Origin of the sequence: Enterobacter sp. SA187 (genome assembly GCF_001888805.2) — a bacterium.
In the GTDB taxonomy this organism is placed as follows: domain Bacteria; phylum Pseudomonadota; class Gammaproteobacteria; order Enterobacterales; family Enterobacteriaceae; genus Enterobacter_D.
Genome location: NZ_CP019113.1, coordinates 3,211,189 through 3,231,978, shown reverse-complemented (window position 1 = coordinate 3,231,978; position 20,790 = coordinate 3,211,189). Strand labels below are relative to the sequence as shown.

The following is a 20,790-nucleotide window of genomic DNA, read 5'->3' as shown; positions in this document are numbered from 1 at the left end:
GGAATCAATATTTTAAAGGTTATGCCGTTAATAGTATTACCTTTTATCACTAAGTTACTCCTATGAAAAAATATGCACAGTCAACGGTCTTAACCAAATTATTAACCGGCTTTTCAATTCTGATTGCCATGATGTTGTTACTGGGCGTGGTGGCTATTTATCAGCTCAACGTCAGTAATGAGAATATTGATGCTTTTCGCGATAATCGTATGCCAGGGGTGCGTTCCTCCCTTGAAATGCGTGGCGTGTTATCGGAAATGCGCTTACAGCAGATCCAGTACATCAGCTCCACAACGCCCGCCGAGCGGGAAAAACATCGCCTTGAGCTGCTGCAAAATCAGGATATTTTTCTCAATGCGCAGCAGCGCTATGCCCGTCTGACGTCCCATATGACGCCGGAAATGCAGGCGCTGTTTTCTCAGGTGGTCAATAACTTCACACAATTTGTCGATGTGAATGCAAAAGTTATTGAGGCGGTAAATGCAGAACGTTTACAGGAGGCCAGCCAAATAAGCGGCGCGGTGTCGGCGAAATATCGCACACAGCTGATGAAAGATTTAGCCACGCTGGTGGATATGGAAATAGCCATTGGCAATCGGGCCAGTCAACAAGCCGCCGACGGATATAAACAGGCGTTGTCTGTGCTGTGCGGTTTATTGATCCTCGCACTGATAGCCACCGGCATTATCGCCGCCTGGATTTCCCGTAACCTTGCCCGGCAACTGGGCGGTGAACCGGGTTATGCGGTGGAAATCATGCAGCAAATTGCAGCCGGTAAGCTGGCCACTCAAATTAATCTGAAAGAGCAGGATCAGCACAGTTTGCTGGCGACGATTAAATTTATGAATGGCAAGCTGGCGGAAATTATTCACGGCATCATCAACGGCAGTGAGTCTATATCCCATGCCGCCAGTGAGATCGCCATGGGCAACAGCGATCTGTCACAGCGCACCGAAGAACAGGCCGCCTCGCTGGTACAGACCTCTGCGAACATGCAGCAGATCACCGAAAACGTGAAAAGCAACGCCGAGAACGCTTACAAAGCCAGCGAGCTGGCGCGGCAGACTTCGCAAACCGCCGTCAAAGGCGGAAAGGAAGTCCAGGATATGCTCCAGCGGATGCATCAGATTGCCGACAGTTCACAAAAAATTGTCGATATTATTTCCGTGATCGAGGGCATCGCTTTCCAGACTAATATTCTGGCGCTTAATGCCGCTGTGGAAGCCGCGCGAGCCGGGGAACAAGGCAAAGGCTTTGCTGTGGTAGCCGGTGAAGTGCGAAATCTGGCGCAGAAAAGCGCCGAAGCGGCAAAAGAGATCAAAACGCTGATCGATGGCACGGTAGAGAAAATCACTGAAGGGTCGCGCTATGCGGATACGGCCAGCCGGGCCATGGAAGACATCGTCAATTCGGTGAACAAAGTGACCAACATTGTGGCGGAAATCTCCTCGGCATCCCATGAGCAACACCAGGGTATCCGCGAGATCAGCGTTGCCATTGACCAGATGGATCAGGTGACGCAGCAGAATGCCGCGCTGGTTGAACAGGCTGCGGTGGCTGCCCTTTCCATGACCGAACAAAGTGAACAGTTGCGCCATTCGGTGCGCTTCTTCCAGCTCCCGGCCAGCTAACGCATCAAGGGGGCGCAGGCCCCCTTTCATGATCAGGGTAAATCGGTAACAAGAGAGAGGTCGTAAGCGGTGGCGAATACCGCAACGCAGGCGACCAGCACCACTATCATCTGAACGATTCTTTCCATTGCGCGTTCCTCCTCTGTTCAGGACTCATCTTAGGACCAATGCAACAGAAATGCTAAGTAAATGTCGCGCAATTGTTTCATTGCTAGACGATTACGTCGCTGAAGCCACAGTTCAGGGAGCTAAACAGCAAATGGATGTTGTAACTATAGAATGAGGAGTAAAAACCCGGCCGCAGCCGGGTCATTGTTAACCGGTTATCAGCACAGCGGCTTAACCGCCTCGCGCATACCACGTAACAGGATGGCGTCCAGATCCAGCGACACCTGCTCGACCAGGCCTGATACCTGCGTCAAATCCTGCTCCCAGTGATCGGTAACGGACAGCACGGCTTTGACCAGTTCGCTGGTGCTCAGCTGGCGATCGCCATGCTGCGCCCACAGTTGCTGATAACGCTCGATCCAGTGGGCATCATCCTGCACCGGATAGGTTTCACCATCACGCTCGCCGCGATAAAAAGCAATCAGCGCCGCCAGCGCAAAGGTCAGGCGCGCCGGGAGTTTACCGCTGGCCTTTTGCCCTGCCAGCAGCTGCGGCAGAATACGCGTGCGGAATTTGGTCATGCCGTTAAGGGCGATGGACAGCAGCTGATGTCTGATATAGGGGTTGCGGAAGCGTCCGGTAACGGCGCTGGCAAAGGTTACCAGTTCATCGCGCGGCAGATCCAGCACCGGAATGATCTCTTCATAAATGGCCTTCTCCACGAACGCACAAATCTGGCTGTCGTTCATCGCCTCCCCTACGGTGTCGATGCCCGCCTGGTAAGCCACCGGCACCAGGGCGGTATGCGCGCCGTTGAGGATCGCCACTTTGCGCTCTTTGTACGGTTTGATGTCGTCCACAATCAGCACGTTGAGCGGGAATTTATCCAGGCGCAGTTCAGACGCCAGAGATTTCGGCCCCTGAATAACAAACAGGTAGAAATGCTCGGCGGTATCGAGGAAAGCATCGTGATAGCCCAGCTCTGCTTCGATGCTGGCCACTTCATCACGGGGATAACCGGTCACGATGCGGTCCACCAGGGTGGAACAGAAGGCATTGGCGCTGTCCAGCCACTGCACGAAAGCGGTCGGTAACGCCCACTCCTGCGCATAACGCAGCACCAGTTCACGCAGCGCATCGCCGTTATAGTCAATCAGCTCGCACGGCACGATCACCCAGCCTTTATCAGCCGCGCCGTTAAAGTGGCTGAAGCGTTCGAACAGCAGGCGGGTCAGTTTCGCGGGATAGCTGACCGCAGGGGCATCTTCAAACTTGTCGCCCGCATGGTAGCTGATGCCTGCTTCAGTGGTGTTAGAGAACACAAAACGAATGTCCGGGTTGTGCGCCAGCTTCAGGAACTCATCGTACTGCGTGTAAACGCTGATTTCGCGGTTCACGGAACGGATCAGACGCGCATCGCTGACGGCTTCACCTTCGTCATTCAGACCACGAATGATGGTGGTATACAGCCCATCCTGCGTGCTCAGCGACGGCGGAAAATCACTCTGGATCGGACGAACAATCACAATACCGGCGTCAAGATCGGTATTTTCGTTCAGCAGATCGATTTGCCAGTCAACGAATGCGCGCAGGAAATTCCCTTCGCCGAACTGAATAATACGTTCCGGGTACTGGGCTCCGGGAAAATCGCGACGATTGATCGTTTTCACAATGGGTTCCTTATTGATTAGTCATACAACCTGGGAAGATTGGTGTGATAACTTACCAGACTTTACGACCATGAAACCCTGTTTTGATCAATTGCAGTCGTTAAATTGCGTTGGATGTTAAATTCTTATAAAAAATTGTCGTCCCCGTCACAGTTCCGTCCGGCATCTGAGCATAGCCAGGGATTTCCCCCACGCGTTCCCAGCCGCTGCGGGCATAGAAAAACTCCGCGTCGCTGCCTGTGGCGGTGTCGAGAACCAGCAGGGTTTTGCCATTTTTCTTAGCAATATCATCAAGATTATCCATCAACTGCCGCGCCACGCCCTGGCGGCGTGCAGATTGGTGAACCAAAAGTTTGGCGACATCGGCGCGGTGCGGCTGATTGGGGGGTTGATCCAGGATAATCTGTGCCGTGCCGATGATGCGAAAGTCGGCATTCTCAGCAATCAGCACGGCGCGCTCGCCGCGCCCCACGCTTTCCGCCACGCCCTGCCAGAAGTGCATGGCCGTGTCGCGGGTGATGGGCAGCATAAAGCTGACGGACGCCCCGCCGCGCACGCAGTCTTCGAGCACGTCACAGAGTTCGTCAATTCGCTGGATAATTTCATCGCGCCCGAGCGGGCGGCAGAGGACAGTAGTGATCATCATGTTTTCCTTTTCAAAATGATCACTATGCTGATAACAAATATTTAACGCAACGGCGTTGCGATAGCGTTTTCTTATGGCTACCGATCAACGTGCTAACGGTTTTTCTCTTTCATGGCGTACATCCGATCGTCCGCCGTTTTCAACCAGCTTTTCATATCCGGCATCGCCTGGTGATCGTATTCGCTCAGCCCCCAGGAGAACGACAGTTTCCAGGGCTTTTGTGAGGACGCATTAAAGGCTTCCGCCTGCTCAACCAGGTGCGTCATCGCCACCCAGGCGCCGTCTTCGCTGGTATCGGAGAAAAGCACCGCAAACTCATCGCCGCCAAAGCGCACCAGTAAATCTGCCTCGCGGAAGCTCTCGCGCAACAGATTTGCCACTGCCTTCAGGGCATTGTCGCCCTCCTCATGGCCCCAGGTATCGTTGATGTATTTGAAGCGGTTCAGATCGATCCACGCCAGGGTTAACGGCTCCGCCCGACGCCGGGCGGCGGTAATGGCGAATTTCGCGAGGTTTTCAAAGCCACGGCGGTTATACAACCCGGTCAGCTCGTCGGTGGTGGCCACGCTGATGGTGGCGAACTCATCCTCCACGATGGCGGCGAAATCTTTCAGTACCGCAAGTTCCGCAGGGGTAAATTCCCGCGGCTGACGATCGATAATGCAGAACGAGCCGACGTTGGATCCATCCGGCACGCGCAGCGGATAACCGGCGTAGAAGCGGATGAAAGGCTCGCCGGTGACCAGCGGGTTTTCACTGAAACGCGGATCCTTAAGGGCATCCGCCACCACCATCGGCATATCGCTGAGAATGACATGACCACAAAAGGAGATTTTCCGCTCCACCCGGCCATCAGGAATGCCGTCGCAGGAGATAAAGTGCAGCGTATCGGCCCCCACCAGACTTACCAGCGCGATGGGCACATTAAACATTCTTTTCGCAAGACGGGTCAGCCTGTCGAAGCGTTCCCGGGATGCCGTTTCCAGCAAACCGGACTCGTGCAGCGAGGCCATCCTTTGCGATTCATTTGGGGGGATTTCAGGGTGTTTCATAACGCACTCTTCTCGCCAGACATGCATAAAGTCTAGTTCATTCAGCGCGTTTGTCAGTGACAGTAGATCTGGTTCTTGCCTTCACGCTTGGCGCGGTAAAGCGCATCGTCGGCGGCTTTTAGCCAGTCTGTGACGTCGTCCATCGCCGGAGTGGCGCTGGCGATGCCGATACTCAGGGTCGTGCGGAATGAAATATCCGCGCCAATGGTCATCACCGACGCGCCGTCCATAATGCGCGTGGCGACGATATAAGCTTCGTCCAGGGTGGTATCCGGCAGCAGGATGACAAACTCATCGCCGCCCAGCCGCGCCGGGGTATCGGTTTGCCGCGTTGCCGCGTGCAGGATTTTCGAGACCGTCACCAGCAGCGCATCGCCGACTTTATGCCCGAATCGATCGTTTACCTCTTTGAAGTTATCAATATCAATGAACATCAGAATTGAGCTGCGGCAGCGCTGGTTGAGGGTGTCCAGTTCATGGGTAATACGTTTTTCCAGCAGACGACGGTTCGCAATATCCAGCAGCGGATCCATCATGGCGATGCGCTCCAGCTCGCGGCTTTTCAGCCGCAGCTTGCGGCTAATGGCGTCGGTCAGTACGCTCAGCGCCAGCATATAAATCGCCACCAGCGGCAGCGTGGCGAACATGGTGCGCTGGGAAACCTGCGGTTCAAAAGGCATACCGCTTATCAGCCAGGCGAACAGGCCGGTTGCCACCAGCGCGATGGCGGCTTTCCGCAGCAGTTTCAGGCCGCCTGCCGCCAGTCTGTCCGACAGCAGAATAGTGGCGATCACCACCGATGGCAGCGGATTCAGCGCCATCATGGCGATCCAGAAACCACCCGCTCCGGCATCCAGCAGCAGATTCTGATGTTCGGTATTGTGCGGCGTGGCAGAACGCCGGGCGCGCAGAAACGCCAGGCCGGGCCAGACGAACGCGTTGACGCCCAGCAGCACCATCAGCCACAGCGGTTGATGATGTTCCACCAGCACCGAGAGAACAGGGAAAAAACAGAGTAGCGTACCGAGCATACGCATCAGATACATGCGGCGAACAAATCGCAGACCAGTTACCCTGGCGTTAATATTCAGTTTGTCCGATCCGTTCATGCCGCATGTCTCACCAGGTTTACCCGGCCATATTATTGACGCCGAAAATACCTGGCAAGTTATTTAACAGTCATATCAATAAAGTCTGCGCACCGCCCTGCACGCTGACGCGATTACGCCCGGCCTTTTTAGACTGATAGAGATATTCATCGGCTTCATTGAGCAGACGGTTAAAGGTTTCGGTGCGCTGCCAGAATTCGCTCACCGCATGACTCAGCCCGATACTGACGGTCAGCGAGAGCGTCTGTTGCCGCCAGCGAAAACGATGCTGCTCGATACTCTGACGGATGGTTTCCGCCAGTTGCAGCGCCTGCTGCTCATCCGGTACGCTGGCGATCACCGCAAACTCCTCCCCGCCCATCCGCGCCACGTTACCGGCATTCCCCACCACCTGTTGCACTTTCTGCGCTACAGCAGAGAGGATCTTATCCCCGCATTCGTGACCATAGTTATCATTAATGGTTTTGAAGTAATCAATATCCAGCAGCATCACCGACATCGGGCGCGGGGCATGGTTAATTTTCTCCTGTTGACGCAGGAGTTCATACAGACCAGAGCGGGAATAGACCTGGGTGAGGAAATCGAAATCGGCGCGCAGCGATACCTGCTTCATTAACGCATTAATGGCATTCACGCTGACTGACACCATAATCGGGCAGATGGTCATGGTGGCGATCCCCAGACGCGCAGAAAACATCTGCGAGGTATGCAGTTTCGCGGACATGGAAATATTAATGATGGAGTTAGCCACCAGTATGATTTCCGCCGCGCCGGTGATCAGCGTCAGCAGCGCCGTGGTCAGCAGAGAATAACGCACCGCGCACCAGATCAGCGCTGGCAGCGGAAACGCCAGGCTGCCCGCCCCGCCAATCACCACCGAGGCGACAATGCTCAGGGCCAGCGCTATCAGCGGCAGCAGGTGCTGCACCTTAAACGGACGGCTCAGCCCCGGCCAGGAGAACGCCAGAATACAGGGCAGGATCATCACGCCAGTGGAGAACTGCTCGCTGAACCAGTCGGCAAACAGCGGCCAGAACGCCTGAGTGTCAATACCCAGCGAACCAAAAGTCCCGCACAAGGCACACAGCACCGAGGCCAGCAGACAGTAATTAAACAGCCGCAGGGCGACAGAGAGCGCTTCCGCCTGCACGGGGACATGTTTGTCCCGCTGGACCAGCAGCGCAAAGGTGAGGATAAACACCATATTGGAGAAGTTAATCACAAACGAGGCCGGGCCCCAGTCGGTGGTCAGCCCGTCGTAGAGCATCATCGCGGTATAACAGATGGCGTAATTATGCAGGCGATTAAGCCAGGCGAAACGGGCAAAAATACCGGCCATCACCGCATTCAGCGGCCAGAACAGCGACAGCTCTTCCACCAGCCGCAGCATCGCGCCAATGGCGTAAAACAGCGTGGTGATCAGGAATATACAGACAGCGTTACGCAGCGGTTTATCTTCACGGAACAAACGAAAAGGCGTCATCACATCAGGGCGCATTAAATTAGTATTCCAGACAATCGCACAGGGCGAGCATAAGGTCAGAAAAAATGGTACAGGAGCTTAACATGTCCTTTACCATCTTAATCATCTGACGCTTAATATTATCCGTGCTTATCTCTGCCGATCAGTAGACGGAACGCCCCATTAGCATGGTTAGGGCTTCAACCATGGTGGTTAGCTTTCCACAGTGTCGATGGACACAACAGGCGCTCTTTGGTGACGGTTGTATTACTTCTTCTCTTGCACAGGGAGAGGCTTTGACCACGCATCTGAATACCTGATCGTACCGTCAAGATATAACCACTCAATACTATTATACCTTAGTCCGACTGTTTCAATCATATTGTGTTTATTGGAACCTGGAATATACGTATGATTAGCATTCACATATGTTATGACAACACCTTCCATTGTCACTCTATAGATTTCCCTTTCAATCCCGGCATCATTTATTTCGTAATATCTTATTTCTGCTTTTTTTAGTCGACGACCTTCACAGACACACACCACAAGAAACGGAGAAAGTTTATCGACATCCTTATGAAGAATATAAGGCTCATGATGCCGTGTGCCAGTAATTCTACCCGTATAAGCGTCTACTGGTTGGCTAACACCATAACTACTGCTCAATATTTCAACTGCGCCTTCACGTCCAAGCCCAGCAGAACCATTGTTTAACAACATACCATTTTCATCATAGAGAAACATATAAGCTGGCAATGACATCAATTACCTCCATGGCACTAAGATATTATTTTCATTATCAATTATAAACGTATAATAATAATTCTCTCCATCAAGGGCAAAAGCTGCATTGTAAGTTACGCCTTTTTCCAGGTGGACGATAAAGCAAGTATCAGGATAGGAAAGCCTGACAGCATTTCCATGTAGCAATTCTTTATAGTAAGCACCATTTGTTGTCAAAATGTAGCGTGTAAGTACAGCCTGCTTATCTAAAGAAAAACAAATATGATCACCATTCAGGAATATTGACCGCTGTCTGCTCATCTTCAGTCCGTCTTTCCCAGGACAGCCTGTAAGCAGGGTAACTAACAGAACTGTAGTGAATCTTTTTCTCATCCAGGAAAACTCCCTAATACACGCTCATATTTATTAAGTAGCTCAAAAAATGGTTCATCATTATTATAGTCTCTATAATCGATAAGATACGCATAATGCCTAAAGCCATAGGTTTTTAATAACCAATAATCGCTAACAATAGAGGCCTGCTGCTCGAGGCTATAATCCAGTAATTTGTTTTTATCGAGATCATAAGTATAATCAGCAAAACGGGAAATTAAACCTCTTGTTCTCACCCACATTCCACGCTGATGTTGCCAGACGTGCATCATTTCATGCATAAAAAGGTGTTGTTGTTCAACCCTTGGTTTTTTAGGCATGGAAAAATCATCTTCATGCTTATCTCTGAACCACATTTCGCCATTTGGTGCCATACCAATATCGCTTGGTTGAAGATTCAAAGGCAAATAACTATCATAATGCACCCATACTTTGTTGTAATAAATACTGTGTCCATAGAGAGAACTTGCAAGATTAATTTCACCCAGCCGTAATCTCCTTAACCCGCCATATTGTGTCTCACGCCAACGGACCGAATTTGGATAATACATATCTTGATCCTTTAAGATGCTGCGTTTCATCGATAATGGTACATCCTAATAACACCTAAAATGTAATATTATTTATTGAAATAGCTCTTATAATCAAAAATATCAGATATGGCTTATCAGCCGGCAATGAAAGCTCCGGCATAACAAGTTAAGGTCATGAGCGTCTGCCTGCCGATCAGTAGACGGAGCGCCCCATATGTCTGGTCAATACTTCCAGCGCCGCAATGCCCGCCAGCGAATTCCCCGCCTCGTCCAGTTCCGGGCTCCAGACGGCGATCACCATTTCGTGAGGCACCACGGCGATAATCCCCCCGCCGACGCCGGACTTAGCCGGTAGCCCCACGCGCCAGGCGAATTCTCCGGCGCTCTGATACATGCCGCTGGTCGCCATCAGGGCATTCACCTGACGCGCCTGTAAGGGCGATACCACCGGCTCCGCAAGATGCGGCGCGCGCCCTTCGCAGGCGAGAAACAGAAAGGTCTTCGCCAGTTCGGCACAGTTCATCCGCAGCGCGCAGTAGTGAAAATAGTTTTGCAGCACCGTGGTCACGTCATTATGAAAATTGCCAAAGGATTTCATCAGCCAGGCAATGGCGGCGTTACGGGCGGAATGTTCGAACTCCGAGCGGGCGACGGTCGCGTCATAGGCAATATCCGGCACATCGCTTAGCTTACGGACGATTTCCAGCATCCGCTGACGGGGCGCGCTGAGACGACTTTGCAGCATATCGCACACCACCAGCGCACCGGCGTTAATAAAGGGATTGCGCGGGATCCCCTGCTCGATTTCTAACTGTAAGAGGGAGTTAAAAGGGTGACCGGAAGGATCTTTCCCCACTCGCGACCACAGCTCATCTTTCTGATAGTGGTTCATCGCCACCACCAGACTCAGCACTTTGGAAATCGACTGAATGGAGAAGCGTTCATGGGCGTCGCCTGCCGCAAAGTGCTGTCCGTTCACCGTACTGATGGCGATACCCAGCTTATTGCCCTCCACCGAGGCCAGCGCCGGAATATAATCCGCGACTTTACCGCGCCCGATAAGCGGCCTGATCTGCGTCAGGATGGTTTCCAGTACGTCGTTATCAATCATCGCCACAGTATGCTCCTTACACCCCGGCCATAAGAGGCCGGGAGTATAGCAGAGCGTCCGTCAGGCGGGCAGACGAAAACGCGCCACCGCCTGCATCAGTTGATGAGAATCATCATGGAGTTGCTGCGAGGCCAGCGCCGCGCTGCTCACCAGTTCGCCGGTATGCCGCGCCACCTGATTCAGACCATGCAGCTGACGGGTCATCTGGTGGATATTCTCTCCCTGATTCAGGGTGGCAGCGGAAATATCACTGAGCAGCGTACTCAGATGCCCCACCAGCCCCGTTACCTGTTGCAGATTATCTTCCAGCCGCGTGACCGCCTGGGACCCGTCTTCAATGCCCTGTAATGAATGCTGGATCAGTTGCTGAATGGTCTGCGTGGAGTGACTGCTCTTGCGTGCCAGCAGACCGACTTCTTTCGCCACCACCGCAAAGCCGCGCCCGTGATTTCCGGCATGGGCCGCTTCAATGGCGGCATTAAGCGCCAGAATATTAGTCTGGAAGGCCACGCTGTCGATAATTGACACAATGCCGCGCATCTCTGCGGAGCGTTCGACAATGGCGCGCATGGAGGCATTCACCATATCCATCATGCGATCGCCCCCCGCCGCCACCTGTTGCGCCTCATCCGCCCGCTGGCTGGCAAGCTGCGCGTAGCCGGTATTGCCTTCAACGTGAGATTCCAGCGCCGCGATATGGGCCGTCACCTCATCCAGCTCTTTCGCCTGGCGCGCCGATTGCTGATACAGCTTCTGGTTGCCGTCCGCCAGACGGTTAATATGATCCACCATCGAGGCGGTGGCGTCGTTCACCTGCACCACCAGCTGCAACAGACCGTGCTGCATGGTGCTGATACTGGCAGCGAGCTGACCTACCTCACGGTTAAAATACGCCACCTGCGGCAAGGGCGTGGAGAGATCTCCCGCAGCCAGCAGATTGATATGTTTAATCAGCCCACGCAGCGGCGTGATCACCCAGCGGGACATGCCGAACCACACCGCCACGGCAATAGCCAGCAGCAGCGCCGGAGCCAGCAGATAGAGATCCTGTAAGCCGGTAAGACTGCCCATCAGCGCCTGACGCCCCTGCTCCGCCCGTTGCTGGCTGGCCTGCTGGTAGCGGGCAAAGTTATCGTTGAAATCCGCCTGAAAGGCCTGGGCGGGCACGGCAAAAAACGCATCGATGGACTGCGTGCGCGTCAGCCCGTCCGCCTGCTCTTTGATCGCGCCAAAGAACTGCTGATAGCTGTTAATAAGCCCGTCATCATTTACCGGGTTCAGCGCCAGCCAGTCGTCCCAGGCCTTATGGGAGGTGACCAGCGCCTGCTGCGCTTCCTCCATCAGGCTGTGCCAGCTGCCGTCAGAGCCGGTGGCCTGATCCTGCATAAACCAGACGCCGGCGCGGTTTAACAGATCGCTGGCGGCCAACAGCGCGATGCGCGACTCATCCAGTTTGACCTGCTGTTGTTGCGCCAGCTGATTGCGCTGTTCGTTGTGCTGCGCTTCGTTAAGGGAGCGGGAGAGCAGCAGTGAGGAGGAGATCTGAAGGGCGGAAAACAGGCCGATCACGCAAAAAATACCGGCCAGCAAACCAAACTGCCGTGGAGTAAATCGCCGCGTCAGACGGCGAAAAGTTTGCAATAAGTTCATGATATTCTTCTGTAACCTCACAATGGGCGCGAGTCTACAAAAGATAAATGACAGTACCATGACATTGCCCGGCGGCGCTGCGCTTGCGCGGGCCTACATGCACGGACCTGGGGGCGAGATGTAGGCCCGGTAAGCGTAGCGCCACCGGGCAAGCTCACCAGACGCGATCCTTCCACACCGTCTGCACATTACAAAACTCATGCAGACCAAAATGGGACAGCTCGCGGCCAAAGCCGCTTTTCTTCACCCCGCCAAAGGCCACGCGGGCATCGCTGGCGCTGTAGCCGTTGATAAACACCCCGCCGCTCTCCAGACGCGCCGCAAAACGGGCGGCACGGTCTTCATCACCGGTAAAGAGCGTCGCCGATAACCCGAAATCGCTGTCGTTAGCCAGCGCCAGCGCATGCTCCGCATCCTTCGCCACGGTGATCGCCGCGACCGGCCCGAACAGCTCCTGACGAAACGCGGTCATCGACGGCGTCACGTTACCCAGTACGGTGGCCGGATAGTAATTTCCTGCGCCCGCTGGTTTCTCACCGCCGAGCAGCAGGCTCGCCCCTTCACGCAGGCTGACCTGCACCTGCTGATGCAGCTCATCGCGCAGATCGAAACGCGCCATCGGGCCGAGATAGTTCTCTTCCACATCCGGCGCGCCCATTTTCAGCGCCGCTGCCGCGGTAACGAATTTCTCCGTAAAGGCAGCGGCAATCCCTTCCTCGACGATAAAGCGCTTCGCCGCCGCGCACACCTGTCCGGTATTCTGATAGCGTCCGGCGACGGCGGCTTTTACCGCCAGATCCAGATCGGCATCGTTAAGCACAATAAAGGGATCGGAACCGCCCAGCTCCAGCACGCATTTCTTCAGCGCCGCACCGGCCTGCGCGCCAATGGCCGCCCCTGCCCGCACGCTGCCGGTGACCGTCACCGCCGCGATACGCGGATCCTTAATGGCCTGGCTCACCCCCTCATTGGTGGCATTCACCTGGGCAAACACCCCTTCCGGCACGCCCGCCTCGCGGAAAATGTCCGCCAGCAGCTCAGCGCAGCCCAGCACGTTAGGCGCATGTTTCAGCAAATAGCTGTTACCGGCCAGCAGGATCGGCACCGCGCCGCGCAGCACCTGCCACACCGGGAAGTTCCACGGCATCACCGCCAGCACCGGGCCAAGGGGACGATACTCAATCACCGCCTGATTATTTTCCACCTGCGTCGGCTCTGTTCTGAGCATCGCCGGGCCATGTTCCGCATACCAGTCGCAGAGATCCGCCGATTTTTTCACTTCGCCGCGCGCCTGCATAATGGGCTTGCCCATCTCCTGGCGGATGCGCTGCGCCATAGTTTCGCCGTGCAGACGCAGCGTGGCGCCCACCCTGCGCAGCATCCCGGCGCGTTGCTCAACATCCAGTTCCCGCCACTGGCGATAACCGCGATCCGCCAGCGCGACGGCGTTATTCACTTCTTCCGCAGTGGCCCACGGGCGTGTGCCCAGGGTTTCTCCGGTTGCCGGGTTGACGGGCAGCGCATGGGTGACAGATGAATGGGTCATTATTTTCTCGCTTAATGAATGTAAGACTTGCCCTATCCTGCCTGCCTCTGCTATTTCTGAAAACTGAATAATATTAACCCCACTGTTCACGAATTGAGAATGGTATGGATTTAACCCAGCTTGAGATGTTTAACGCCGTCGCCCGTACCGGCAGCATCACCCAGGCGGCGCAGCAGGTGCACCGCGTCCCGTCTAACCTGACCACCCGCATTCGCCAGCTTGAAGCGGATCTGGGGGTCGATCTCTTTATCCGCGAAAACCAGCGGCTGCGTCTGTCCCCCGCCGGGCACAGTTTTCTGCACTACAGCCAGCAGATCCTTGCGCTGGTGGATGAGGCGCGCAGCGTGGTCGCCGGTGACGAACCGCAGGGGCTGTTTTCCCTCGGCGCGCTGGAGAGTACCGCCGCCGTGCGTATTCCTGTCACCCTCGCGGAATACAATCAGCGCTATCCGCGGATCCAGTTTGACCTGGCGACCGGGCCATCCGGCACCATGATTGACGGGGTGATCGACGGGCGGCTCAGCGCGGCCTTTGTGGACGGCCCGGTGATGCATCCGGGGCTGGAGGGCATTCCGGTGTATCGTGAAGAGATGATGCTGGTGGCCCCCGGCGGGCATCCGCCTGTCACCCGCGCCGCAGAAGTGAACGGCATGAGCATCTACGCCTTTCGCGCCAACTGCTCCTACCGGCGGCATTTCGAAAGCTGGTTTCAGGCGGATCACGCCACGCCGGGTAAAATCCATGAGATGGAGTCCTACCACGGTATGCTTGCCTGCGTGATCGCAGGCGCAGGTCTTGCCCTGATGCCGCGCTCTATGCTGGAAAGTATGCCGGGGCATCATCAGATCAGCGCCTGGCCGCTGGCGGAGAACTGGCGCTGGCTGACCACCTGGCTGGTGTGGCGGCGAGGGGCGAAAACCCGGCCACTGGAGGCCTTTATTGATTTGCTCGCGGAGCGCGGGACGGCGTCATAGGATTTTCCTATACGCCGGTTAGCGCATTGCGCTCACCCGATCAGGAGCGATACTTTTAGTTATCTTTTTCCTGAAAACGGAACATCCATGAATACCAAAGCCCGAAAGGTCATGATTATCGGTACCGGCAACGTGGGCGCCTCTGCGGCCTACGCCCTGCTTAATCAGAATATTTGTGAAGCGTTGATTCTGGTGGACGTTAACCAGGAGCGCGTGGCCGGACATGCGCAGGATCTGGCCGATGCCGCCGCTTATATGCCGGGCATGATGACCCTTTCCACCCGTGAAGTAACGGACTGCGCAGATGTGGATATCGCGGTGATCACCGTTTCCGGCGGCGCGCTCAAACCCGGCCAGACCCGTCTTGATGAGCTGACCGGCACGGCGCGTATCGTGCAGACCATTGTGCCGCAGATGATGGCTAACGGCTTTAACGGCATTTTTCTCGTCGCCACCAATCCCTGCGACATCATTACCTGGCAGGTGTGGAAGCTTTCCGGGCTGCCGCGCAATCAGGTGATCGGCACCGGCGTCTGGCTGGATACCACCCGGCTGCGCCGCACGCTGGCGGAGGCGCTGGACATTGGCGCGCAGAGTATTGATGCCTTTATCCTCGGCGAGCACGGCGACACCCAGTTCCCGGTGTGGTCGCACTCTTCGGTTTACGGCTCCCCCATTGCCGAGGTGTACCAGCGGAAAACCGGGCAGCCGCTGGATGGCGACCAGCTTGCCGCGAAGGTACGGCGTCTGGGATTTGATATTTACGCCCGTAAAGGCTGCACCGAATACGGCATTGCCGGCACCATCGCCGAGATCTGCCGTAATATCTTTACCGGCAGTCACCGGGCGCTGGCCATCTCCTGCATTCTGGACGGAGAGTACGGCATGAGCAATATCGCCATAGGCGTACCCGCCGTGCTGGCGCAAAGCGGAGTACAGCAGATCATTGAATTACAGCTGGCGGACGATGAGCTGACGCTGTTCCGTCACTCCGCCAGCGTCATCGCCGCCAATATCGCCCGCCTGCCGTAAGGTTAAGGCTGTTTCAGCTGAATGCGCCCGGTGAGGTAGGTGGTGGCCTGACCCGCGATGCTCACCCGCTCGCCGCGCCATTCACAGCGCAGATCGCCGCCGCGGGCGGAAACCTGACGGGCCGCAAGGTGCGTTCTGCCAAGCTTCTCGCCCCAGTACGGAATCAGCATACTGTGGGCGGAGCCGGTGACCGGATCTTCCGCCACCGCTTCGCCGGGGCAGAAAAAGCGGCTGACGAAATCATGGTTATCCCCCCGCGCGGTGACGCAGACCATTTTGCCAAGCGGTATCATGGCGGCGATATCCGGTTGCAGGGCTTCCACCTGCTGCTGATTTTGCAGCACCACCAGATAATCCCGTGCGGCGCGCACTTCCACCGCATGGTCGATGCCCAGCGCGCTGAACAGCAATGGCGGGAGGTCCTCCACCGGCTGCGTCTGCCAGGCCGGGAAATCCAGCGTCAGCCAGTCGCCATTGTGGGAGACGCTGAGCGGGCCGACGAAGCGGGTGGTGAAAGCAATTTCCGTATCAGGATGCCCCAGATGGTTAAAGATCACGTGCGCGGCGGCGAGGGTCGCGTGGCCGCAAAGGTCAATCTCATACTGGGTGGTGAACCAGCGCAGCTCATAGCCGTCATCATGGCGCACAAAGAACGCCGTCTCGGACTGGTTATGCTGTTTCGCCATCTTCAGCAGCGTCTCATCCGGCAGCCATTCCGTTAATACGCATACCGCCGCCGCGTTACCGCCAAAGGCGCGGTCGCTGAACGCATCAACCATATAAAAATCAATTTCCTGCATTGTCTGCTCCTGTTGCGGATCCCGATGGCTACCATGACATAAGGCACCGCAGCGCGCAGCCGTTTTTATCGGTCAGCGCAGGCAGGAAAATGAGATCTAAATCACAAAACGGCTGTATTTTCACCACTAATCGTTTTAAGATCGCCGTCTTCCCTTATTGCATTCACGCCTGAGAAATTTATGACAACCAACACGGTATCACGCCGGGTCGCGTGGCTACGGGTGGTTACGCTTGCCATTGCGGCCTTTATTTTTAACACCACGGAGTTCGTCCCCGTGGGGCTGCTCTCTGATATCGCGCAGAGCTTTGGTATGGAAACCGCGCAGGTCGGAATTATGTTGACCATCTACGCCTGGGTGGTGGCGCTGCTGTCGCTGCCCTTTATGCTGCTCACCAGCCAGGTGGAACGGCGTAAGCTGCTGATTGGCCTGTTTGTGCTGTTTATCGCCAGCCATGTGCTGTCGTTCCTCGCATGGAACTTTACCGTGCTGGTGGTAAGCCGTATCGGCATTGCCTTTGCCCATGCGATTTTCTGGTCGATCACCGCGTCGCTGGCGATCCGCCTCGCCCCGGCGGGCAAACGCGCCCAGGCGCTGAGCCTGCTGGCCACCGGCACCGCGCTGGCGATGGTGCTCGGCCTGCCGATTGGCCGCCTCGTCGGGCAGTATTTCGGCTGGCGCACCACCTTCTTTATTATCGGCCTCGGGGCGCTCATCACCCTGCTGTGCCTTGTCAAACTGCTGCCGCGTCTGCCGAGCGAGCACTCCGGATCGCTGAAAAGCCTGCCGGTGCTGTTCCGCCGTCCGGCGCTGATGGCGATTTATCTGCTCACCGTGGTGGTGGTGACAGCGCACTATACGGCCTACAGCTATATCGAGCCGTTTGTGATGACGGTCGCCGGATCGAGCGCCAGCTTCGCCACCCTGCTGTTGCTGGTGTTGGGCGGGGCGGGCATCATCGGCAGCGTGCTGTTCAGCAAGCTGGGTAACGCCCACGCCTCAGGGCTGGTGAGCGGTGCTATCGCCCTGCTGGCGCTGTGCCTGGCGCTGCTGCTCCCCGCGGCAGCCAGTGAAATACATCTGGCGGTGCTGAGCCTGTTCTGGGGCGTGGCGATCATGATCATCGGCCTTGGTATGCAGGTGAAGGTGCTGTCGCTGGCGCCGGATGCCACCGACGTGGCGATGGCGCTGTTCTCGGGGATTTTCAATATCGGCATTGGCGCGGGTGCGCTGGTGGGCAATCAGGTGAGCCTGCACGGGTCGATGAGCGCTATCGGCTATGTGGGCGCGATCCCTGCGCTGGCGGCGCTGATCTGGGCGGTGCTGATATTCCGCCGCTGGCCGACGGCGCTGGAAGAGCACGCGCCGACCGTCTGAATTGCCAGCCCCTCACCGCCAGGTCAGGGGCTGTTTTTTTAATGGTAAGTGGTGATGATTTCCAGCACGCCATTAATGATGAACTGCACCCCCATACAGACCAGCAAAAAGCCCATCAGACGTGAAATCGCTTCGATACCGCCTTTGCCCACCAGCCGCATGATCGCCCCGGAACTGCGCAGGCTGCCCCACAAAATCAGCCCCACCAGCGCAAAAATCAGCGGCGGCGCGACGGTGATCACCCATTCCGGAAACTCGCTGGAGTGGCGCACAGTTGAGGCGGAACTGATGATCATCGCGATGGTTCCTGGCCCGGCGGTGCTGGGCATTGCCAGCGGGACAAAGGCGATATTGGTGTCCGGCGCATCCTCCAGCTCTTCAGATTTGGTTTTCGCCTCCGGCGTTTCATGGGCTTTCTGCTGCGGGAACAGCATACGGAAGCCGATAAAGGCGACGATCAGCCCGCCCGCAATTCGCAGACCGGGTATCGAAATACCAAAGGTGTTCATCACCAGCTGCCCGGCGTAGTACGCCACCATCATGATGATAAAGACATACAACGAGGCCATGCGCGCCTGTTCGTTGCGCTGGGCGTTGTTCATGTTCCCGGCAAGGCCGAGAAAGAGCGCAACCGTGGTTAAGGGATTCGCCAGCGGCAGTAAAACCACCAGTCCGAGGCCAATCGCCCGAATAAGATCCAGCATGAAAATTTCACTCCTGTGATGAGGTAAATACCCGTCAAGTATATCTGTAAAGGGGGGCGAGGAGCAGAAAAGTGACAGGACGTGAAACGTTTTAGCAATTCGTGGCATTCGGCGATTCATTCAGTTGACTTATACTTGCCCCGGCAATAATATCCGCCGTGATTACTTACTTGCCGGGGCAACCATCGTGAATAACACAAGTGACTTGTTTAACGAAATCATCCCACTTGGCCGTCTTATTCATATGGTTAACCAGAAAAAAGATCGCCTGCTTAACGATTACCTGTCGCCGCTGGATATTACCGCGACGCAGTTTAAAGTGCTTTGTTCAATTCGCTGCGCCGGCTGCATTACGCCGGTGGAACTGAAAAAAGTGCTTTCTGTCGATCTGGGCGCCCTGACCCGCATGCTGGATCGTCTGGTATGCAAAGACTGGATCGAACGTACGCCAAACCCGCACGATAAGCGCGGCGTACTGATTCGGTTGACCACCGATGGCGCGGCGCTGTGCGAGCGCGGCCATCAGTTATTAGGACAAGACCTGCATCAGGAACTAACAAAAAACTTAACGGCAGACGAAGTGGCAACTCTTGAGTATTTACTCAAAAAAGTACTGCCGTAAAACAACGAGGTATGACGATGTCCAGACGCAATAATGACGCGATCACTATTCATAGCATTTTGGACTGGATTGAAGATAACCTGGAATCCCCGCTGTCGCTGGAGAAGGTTTCCGAGCGTTCAGGTTACTCGAAGTGGCACCTGCAACGGATGTTCAAAAAAGAAACTGGCCATTCATTAGGTCAATACATCCGCAGCCGCAAACTTACTGAAATTGCGCAAAAGCTCAAGCAGAGCAACGAGCCAATCCTCTATCTGGCCGAGCGTTATGGCTTTGAGTCACAGCAGACGCTGACGCGCACTTTCAAGAACTACTTTGACGTGCCGCCGCACAAATACCGTACCACCGGTATGCACGGCGAAACCCGGTATCTGCTGCCTATTAATCACTGTAATTGAGAAACGCCTGTTTTAGACGTATCGAGGAAATCATGAAAATTATCGTCTCCGCCGCCCTCACCGCTCTGATGCTGGTAAGCGCCCAGAGCTATGCGGAGCAGTCCCGTCATCCTGCCGCGCCCAGTGACCGCGACGCGATGATCATGCCGTCGGCCCACGACCAGTCGCCTTTCGACTTTAATCATATGGGAACCGGCAGCGACAAATCCGACGAATTAGGCGTGCCTTATTACAACCGGCACGGCTAATTTCGCTTTGCCCCGCTCCGGCGGGGCTTTTTTTTATCTGACCGGCAGCGCTTTACGGAAACGCACGCCAAAGATATTGATATACAGCCCCGCCATAATCAGCGCCGCCCCGACCAGCTGTAACAGCGTCAGGGTTTCACCCAGCAATAACGCCGCGCTGCCCATACCGAACACCGGCACCAGCAAAGACAGCGGCGCAACACGCCAGGTTTCATAGCGCCCGAGCAGCGTACCCCAGATGCCGTAGCCGATAATGGTCGCCACAAAGGCCAGATAGAGCAGCGAAAAGACGGTGACGAGATCGATATTCACCAGGCTTTGTACCATCACAGCCGGACCGTCGAAAATCAGCGACGCCACCATAAAGGGCACGATGGGGATCAGCGCGCTCCACACCACCAGCGACATCACCGACGGGCGCACCGGCAGCTGCATGATCATCTTGTTGAAAATATTGCCGCAGGCCCAGCTCAGCGCCGCCGCCAGCGTCAGCAGAAAGCCAAGCAGCGCCACATGCTGACCGTTGAGGCTCGCCTGCGCCAGCACCAGCACGCCGAACACCGCCAGCGTAATGCCGATCACCTGCTTCGCCTGTAAGCGCTCGCCGAACACGCAGGCGCCGAGAATGATGGTAAAGAACGCCTGCGCCTGCAGCACCAGCGACGCCAGCCCGGCGGGCATCCCGAAGTTAATGGCGCAGAACAGAAAGGCAAACTGCCCGAAGCTGATGGTCAGCCCGTAGCCGAACAGCAGACGCATCGGGATTTTTGGCCGTGACACCACCAGCAACGCCGGAAAGGCCACCAGCACGAATCGTAATCCCGCCAGCATCAGCGGGGGCATATTGTGCAGTCCAAGTTTGATGACGACGAAATTCAGTCCCCACACCACCACGACCAGCAACGCCAGCAGACTATCTTTACGCGTCATCATTGCCCCGATGTTTTTAAATTTATGTAAAAAAGTAACGTTAACGTAAAAGAATGTACAGAGGCAGA

At 55.7% G+C, this 20,790-nt stretch carries 21 protein-coding genes; 7 read left to right on the top strand and 14 right to left on the bottom strand.

Going from position 1 to position 20,790, the window contains the following annotated elements:
• The first annotated feature begins 62 nt into the window (after positions 1-62).
• Entirely contained in the window at positions 63-1,631 is a 1,569-nt protein-coding gene (locus BMF08_RS15525) for a methyl-accepting chemotaxis protein (RefSeq protein ID WP_072568444.1), read from the top strand.
• A 326-nt stretch (positions 1,632-1,957) separates the two neighbouring features.
• Here the strand turns inward: BMF08_RS15525 and BMF08_RS15520 are convergent, their stop codons facing one another.
• The 11 genes from BMF08_RS15520 to sad form a co-directional block, all read right to left on the bottom strand.
• Positions 1,958-3,409 carry a tagaturonate reductase gene (locus tag BMF08_RS15520; protein WP_072568443.1) on the bottom strand — a complete coding sequence of 484 codons (1,452 nt, stop codon included), beginning with the start codon at positions 3,407-3,409 and terminating at the stop codon, positions 1,958-1,960.
• 100 nt (positions 3,410-3,509) lie between these two features.
• Positions 3,510-4,052, bottom strand: coding sequence for a GNAT family N-acetyltransferase (locus tag BMF08_RS15515; protein WP_072568442.1), 543 nt, complete (start codon positions 4,050-4,052; stop codon positions 3,510-3,512).
• Positions 4,053-4,147: 95 nt separating this feature from the next.
• A complete protein-coding gene (locus BMF08_RS15510) occupies positions 4,148-5,107 on the bottom strand; it encodes a sensor domain-containing diguanylate cyclase (protein WP_072568441.1) in 960 nt (319 codons plus the stop codon).
• 53 nt (positions 5,108-5,160) lie between these two features.
• The gene (locus BMF08_RS15505; protein WP_072569444.1) at positions 5,161-6,153 is read right to left on the bottom strand and encodes a sensor domain-containing diguanylate cyclase; all 993 of its coding nucleotides are present in this window, start codon (positions 6,151-6,153) and stop codon (positions 5,161-5,163) included.
• A gap of 133 nt (positions 6,154-6,286) precedes the next feature.
• Positions 6,287-7,714, bottom strand: coding sequence for a GGDEF domain-containing protein (locus tag BMF08_RS15500; protein ID WP_072568440.1), 1,428 nt, complete (start codon positions 7,712-7,714; stop codon positions 6,287-6,289).
• 231 nt (positions 7,715-7,945) lie between these two features.
• The gene (locus BMF08_RS15495) at positions 7,946-8,443 is read right to left on the bottom strand and encodes an Hcp family type VI secretion system effector (protein ID WP_072568439.1); all 498 of its coding nucleotides are present in this window, start codon (positions 8,441-8,443) and stop codon (positions 7,946-7,948) included.
• 3 nt (positions 8,444-8,446) lie between these two features.
• Positions 8,447-8,797 carry a putative T6SS immunity periplasmic lipoprotein gene (locus BMF08_RS15490; RefSeq protein ID WP_072568438.1) on the bottom strand — a complete coding sequence of 117 codons (351 nt, stop codon included), beginning with the start codon at positions 8,795-8,797 and terminating at the stop codon, positions 8,447-8,449.
• A complete protein-coding gene (locus BMF08_RS15485) occupies positions 8,794-9,348 on the bottom strand; it encodes a type IV secretion protein Rhs (RefSeq protein WP_072568437.1) in 555 nt (184 codons plus the stop codon). Before BMF08_RS15485 ends, BMF08_RS15490 begins: the two co-directional genes overlap by 4 nt.
• A gap of 175 nt (positions 9,349-9,523) precedes the next feature.
• A complete protein-coding gene (gene glsB, locus BMF08_RS15480) occupies positions 9,524-10,441 on the bottom strand; it encodes a glutaminase B (RefSeq protein ID WP_072569443.1) in 918 nt (305 codons plus the stop codon).
• Between the two features lie 60 nt (positions 10,442-10,501).
• Positions 10,502-12,091: a methyl-accepting chemotaxis protein gene (locus BMF08_RS15475; RefSeq protein WP_072568436.1), complete on the bottom strand. Its 1,590-nt coding sequence runs from the start codon at positions 12,089-12,091 to the stop codon at positions 10,502-10,504.
• A 154-nt stretch (positions 12,092-12,245) separates the two neighbouring features.
• Positions 12,246-13,637 carry a succinate-semialdehyde dehydrogenase gene (gene sad / locus BMF08_RS15470; RefSeq protein WP_072568435.1) on the bottom strand — a complete coding sequence of 464 codons (1,392 nt, stop codon included), beginning with the start codon at positions 13,635-13,637 and terminating at the stop codon, positions 12,246-12,248.
• Between the two features lie 104 nt (positions 13,638-13,741).
• On the opposite strand from sad, the gene ptrR reads away from it, so the two are divergent.
• Both ptrR and BMF08_RS15460 read left to right on the top strand, forming a co-directional pair.
• Entirely contained in the window at positions 13,742-14,611 is an 870-nt protein-coding gene (gene ptrR, locus BMF08_RS15465) for a putrescine utilization regulator PtrR (RefSeq protein WP_072568434.1), read from the top strand.
• Between the two features lie 87 nt (positions 14,612-14,698).
• Positions 14,699-15,643 carry an L-lactate dehydrogenase gene (locus BMF08_RS15460; RefSeq protein ID WP_072568433.1) on the top strand — a complete coding sequence of 315 codons (945 nt, stop codon included), beginning with the start codon at positions 14,699-14,701 and terminating at the stop codon, positions 15,641-15,643.
• Positions 15,644-15,645: 2 nt separating this feature from the next.
• Here the strand turns inward: BMF08_RS15460 and BMF08_RS15455 are convergent, their stop codons facing one another.
• On the bottom strand, positions 15,646-16,443 hold the full coding sequence (locus BMF08_RS15455; protein WP_072568432.1) for a PhzF family phenazine biosynthesis protein: 798 nt from the start codon (positions 16,441-16,443) through the stop codon (positions 15,646-15,648).
• 180 nt (positions 16,444-16,623) lie between these two features.
• Between BMF08_RS15455 and BMF08_RS15450 the strand changes: the two genes are divergently transcribed.
• Positions 16,624-17,820, top strand: coding sequence for a sugar transporter (locus tag BMF08_RS15450; protein WP_072568431.1), 1,197 nt, complete (start codon positions 16,624-16,626; stop codon positions 17,818-17,820).
• A gap of 38 nt (positions 17,821-17,858) precedes the next feature.
• Here BMF08_RS15450 and BMF08_RS15445 read toward each other — a convergent pair whose 3' ends face one another.
• On the bottom strand, positions 17,859-18,524 hold the full coding sequence (locus tag BMF08_RS15445) for a MarC family NAAT transporter (RefSeq protein WP_072568430.1): 666 nt from the start codon (positions 18,522-18,524) through the stop codon (positions 17,859-17,861).
• Between the two features lie 187 nt (positions 18,525-18,711).
• Between BMF08_RS15445 and marR the strand changes: the two genes are divergently transcribed.
• From marR to marB, 3 genes are read left to right on the top strand one after another with little or no spacing between them, the layout of a single operon-like run.
• Complete coding sequence (gene marR / locus BMF08_RS15440; protein WP_072568429.1) at positions 18,712-19,146, top strand: multiple antibiotic resistance transcriptional regulator MarR; 435 nt, start codon at positions 18,712-18,714, stop codon at positions 19,144-19,146.
• Between the two features lie 17 nt (positions 19,147-19,163).
• Entirely contained in the window at positions 19,164-19,544 is a 381-nt protein-coding gene (marA, locus tag BMF08_RS15435) for an MDR efflux pump AcrAB transcriptional activator MarA (RefSeq protein WP_140419632.1), read from the top strand.
• 32 nt (positions 19,545-19,576) lie between these two features.
• On the top strand, positions 19,577-19,792 hold the full coding sequence (gene marB / locus BMF08_RS15430; RefSeq protein ID WP_072568427.1) for a multiple antibiotic resistance protein MarB: 216 nt from the start codon (positions 19,577-19,579) through the stop codon (positions 19,790-19,792).
• 33 nt (positions 19,793-19,825) lie between these two features.
• Here the strand turns inward: marB and eamA are convergent, their stop codons facing one another.
• Positions 19,826-20,722 (bottom strand): O-acetylserine/cysteine exporter, encoded by an 897-nt coding sequence (gene eamA, locus BMF08_RS15425; RefSeq protein WP_072569442.1) that lies wholly within the window; start codon positions 20,720-20,722, stop codon positions 19,826-19,828.
• Between the last annotated feature and the right edge of the window lie 68 nt (positions 20,723-20,790).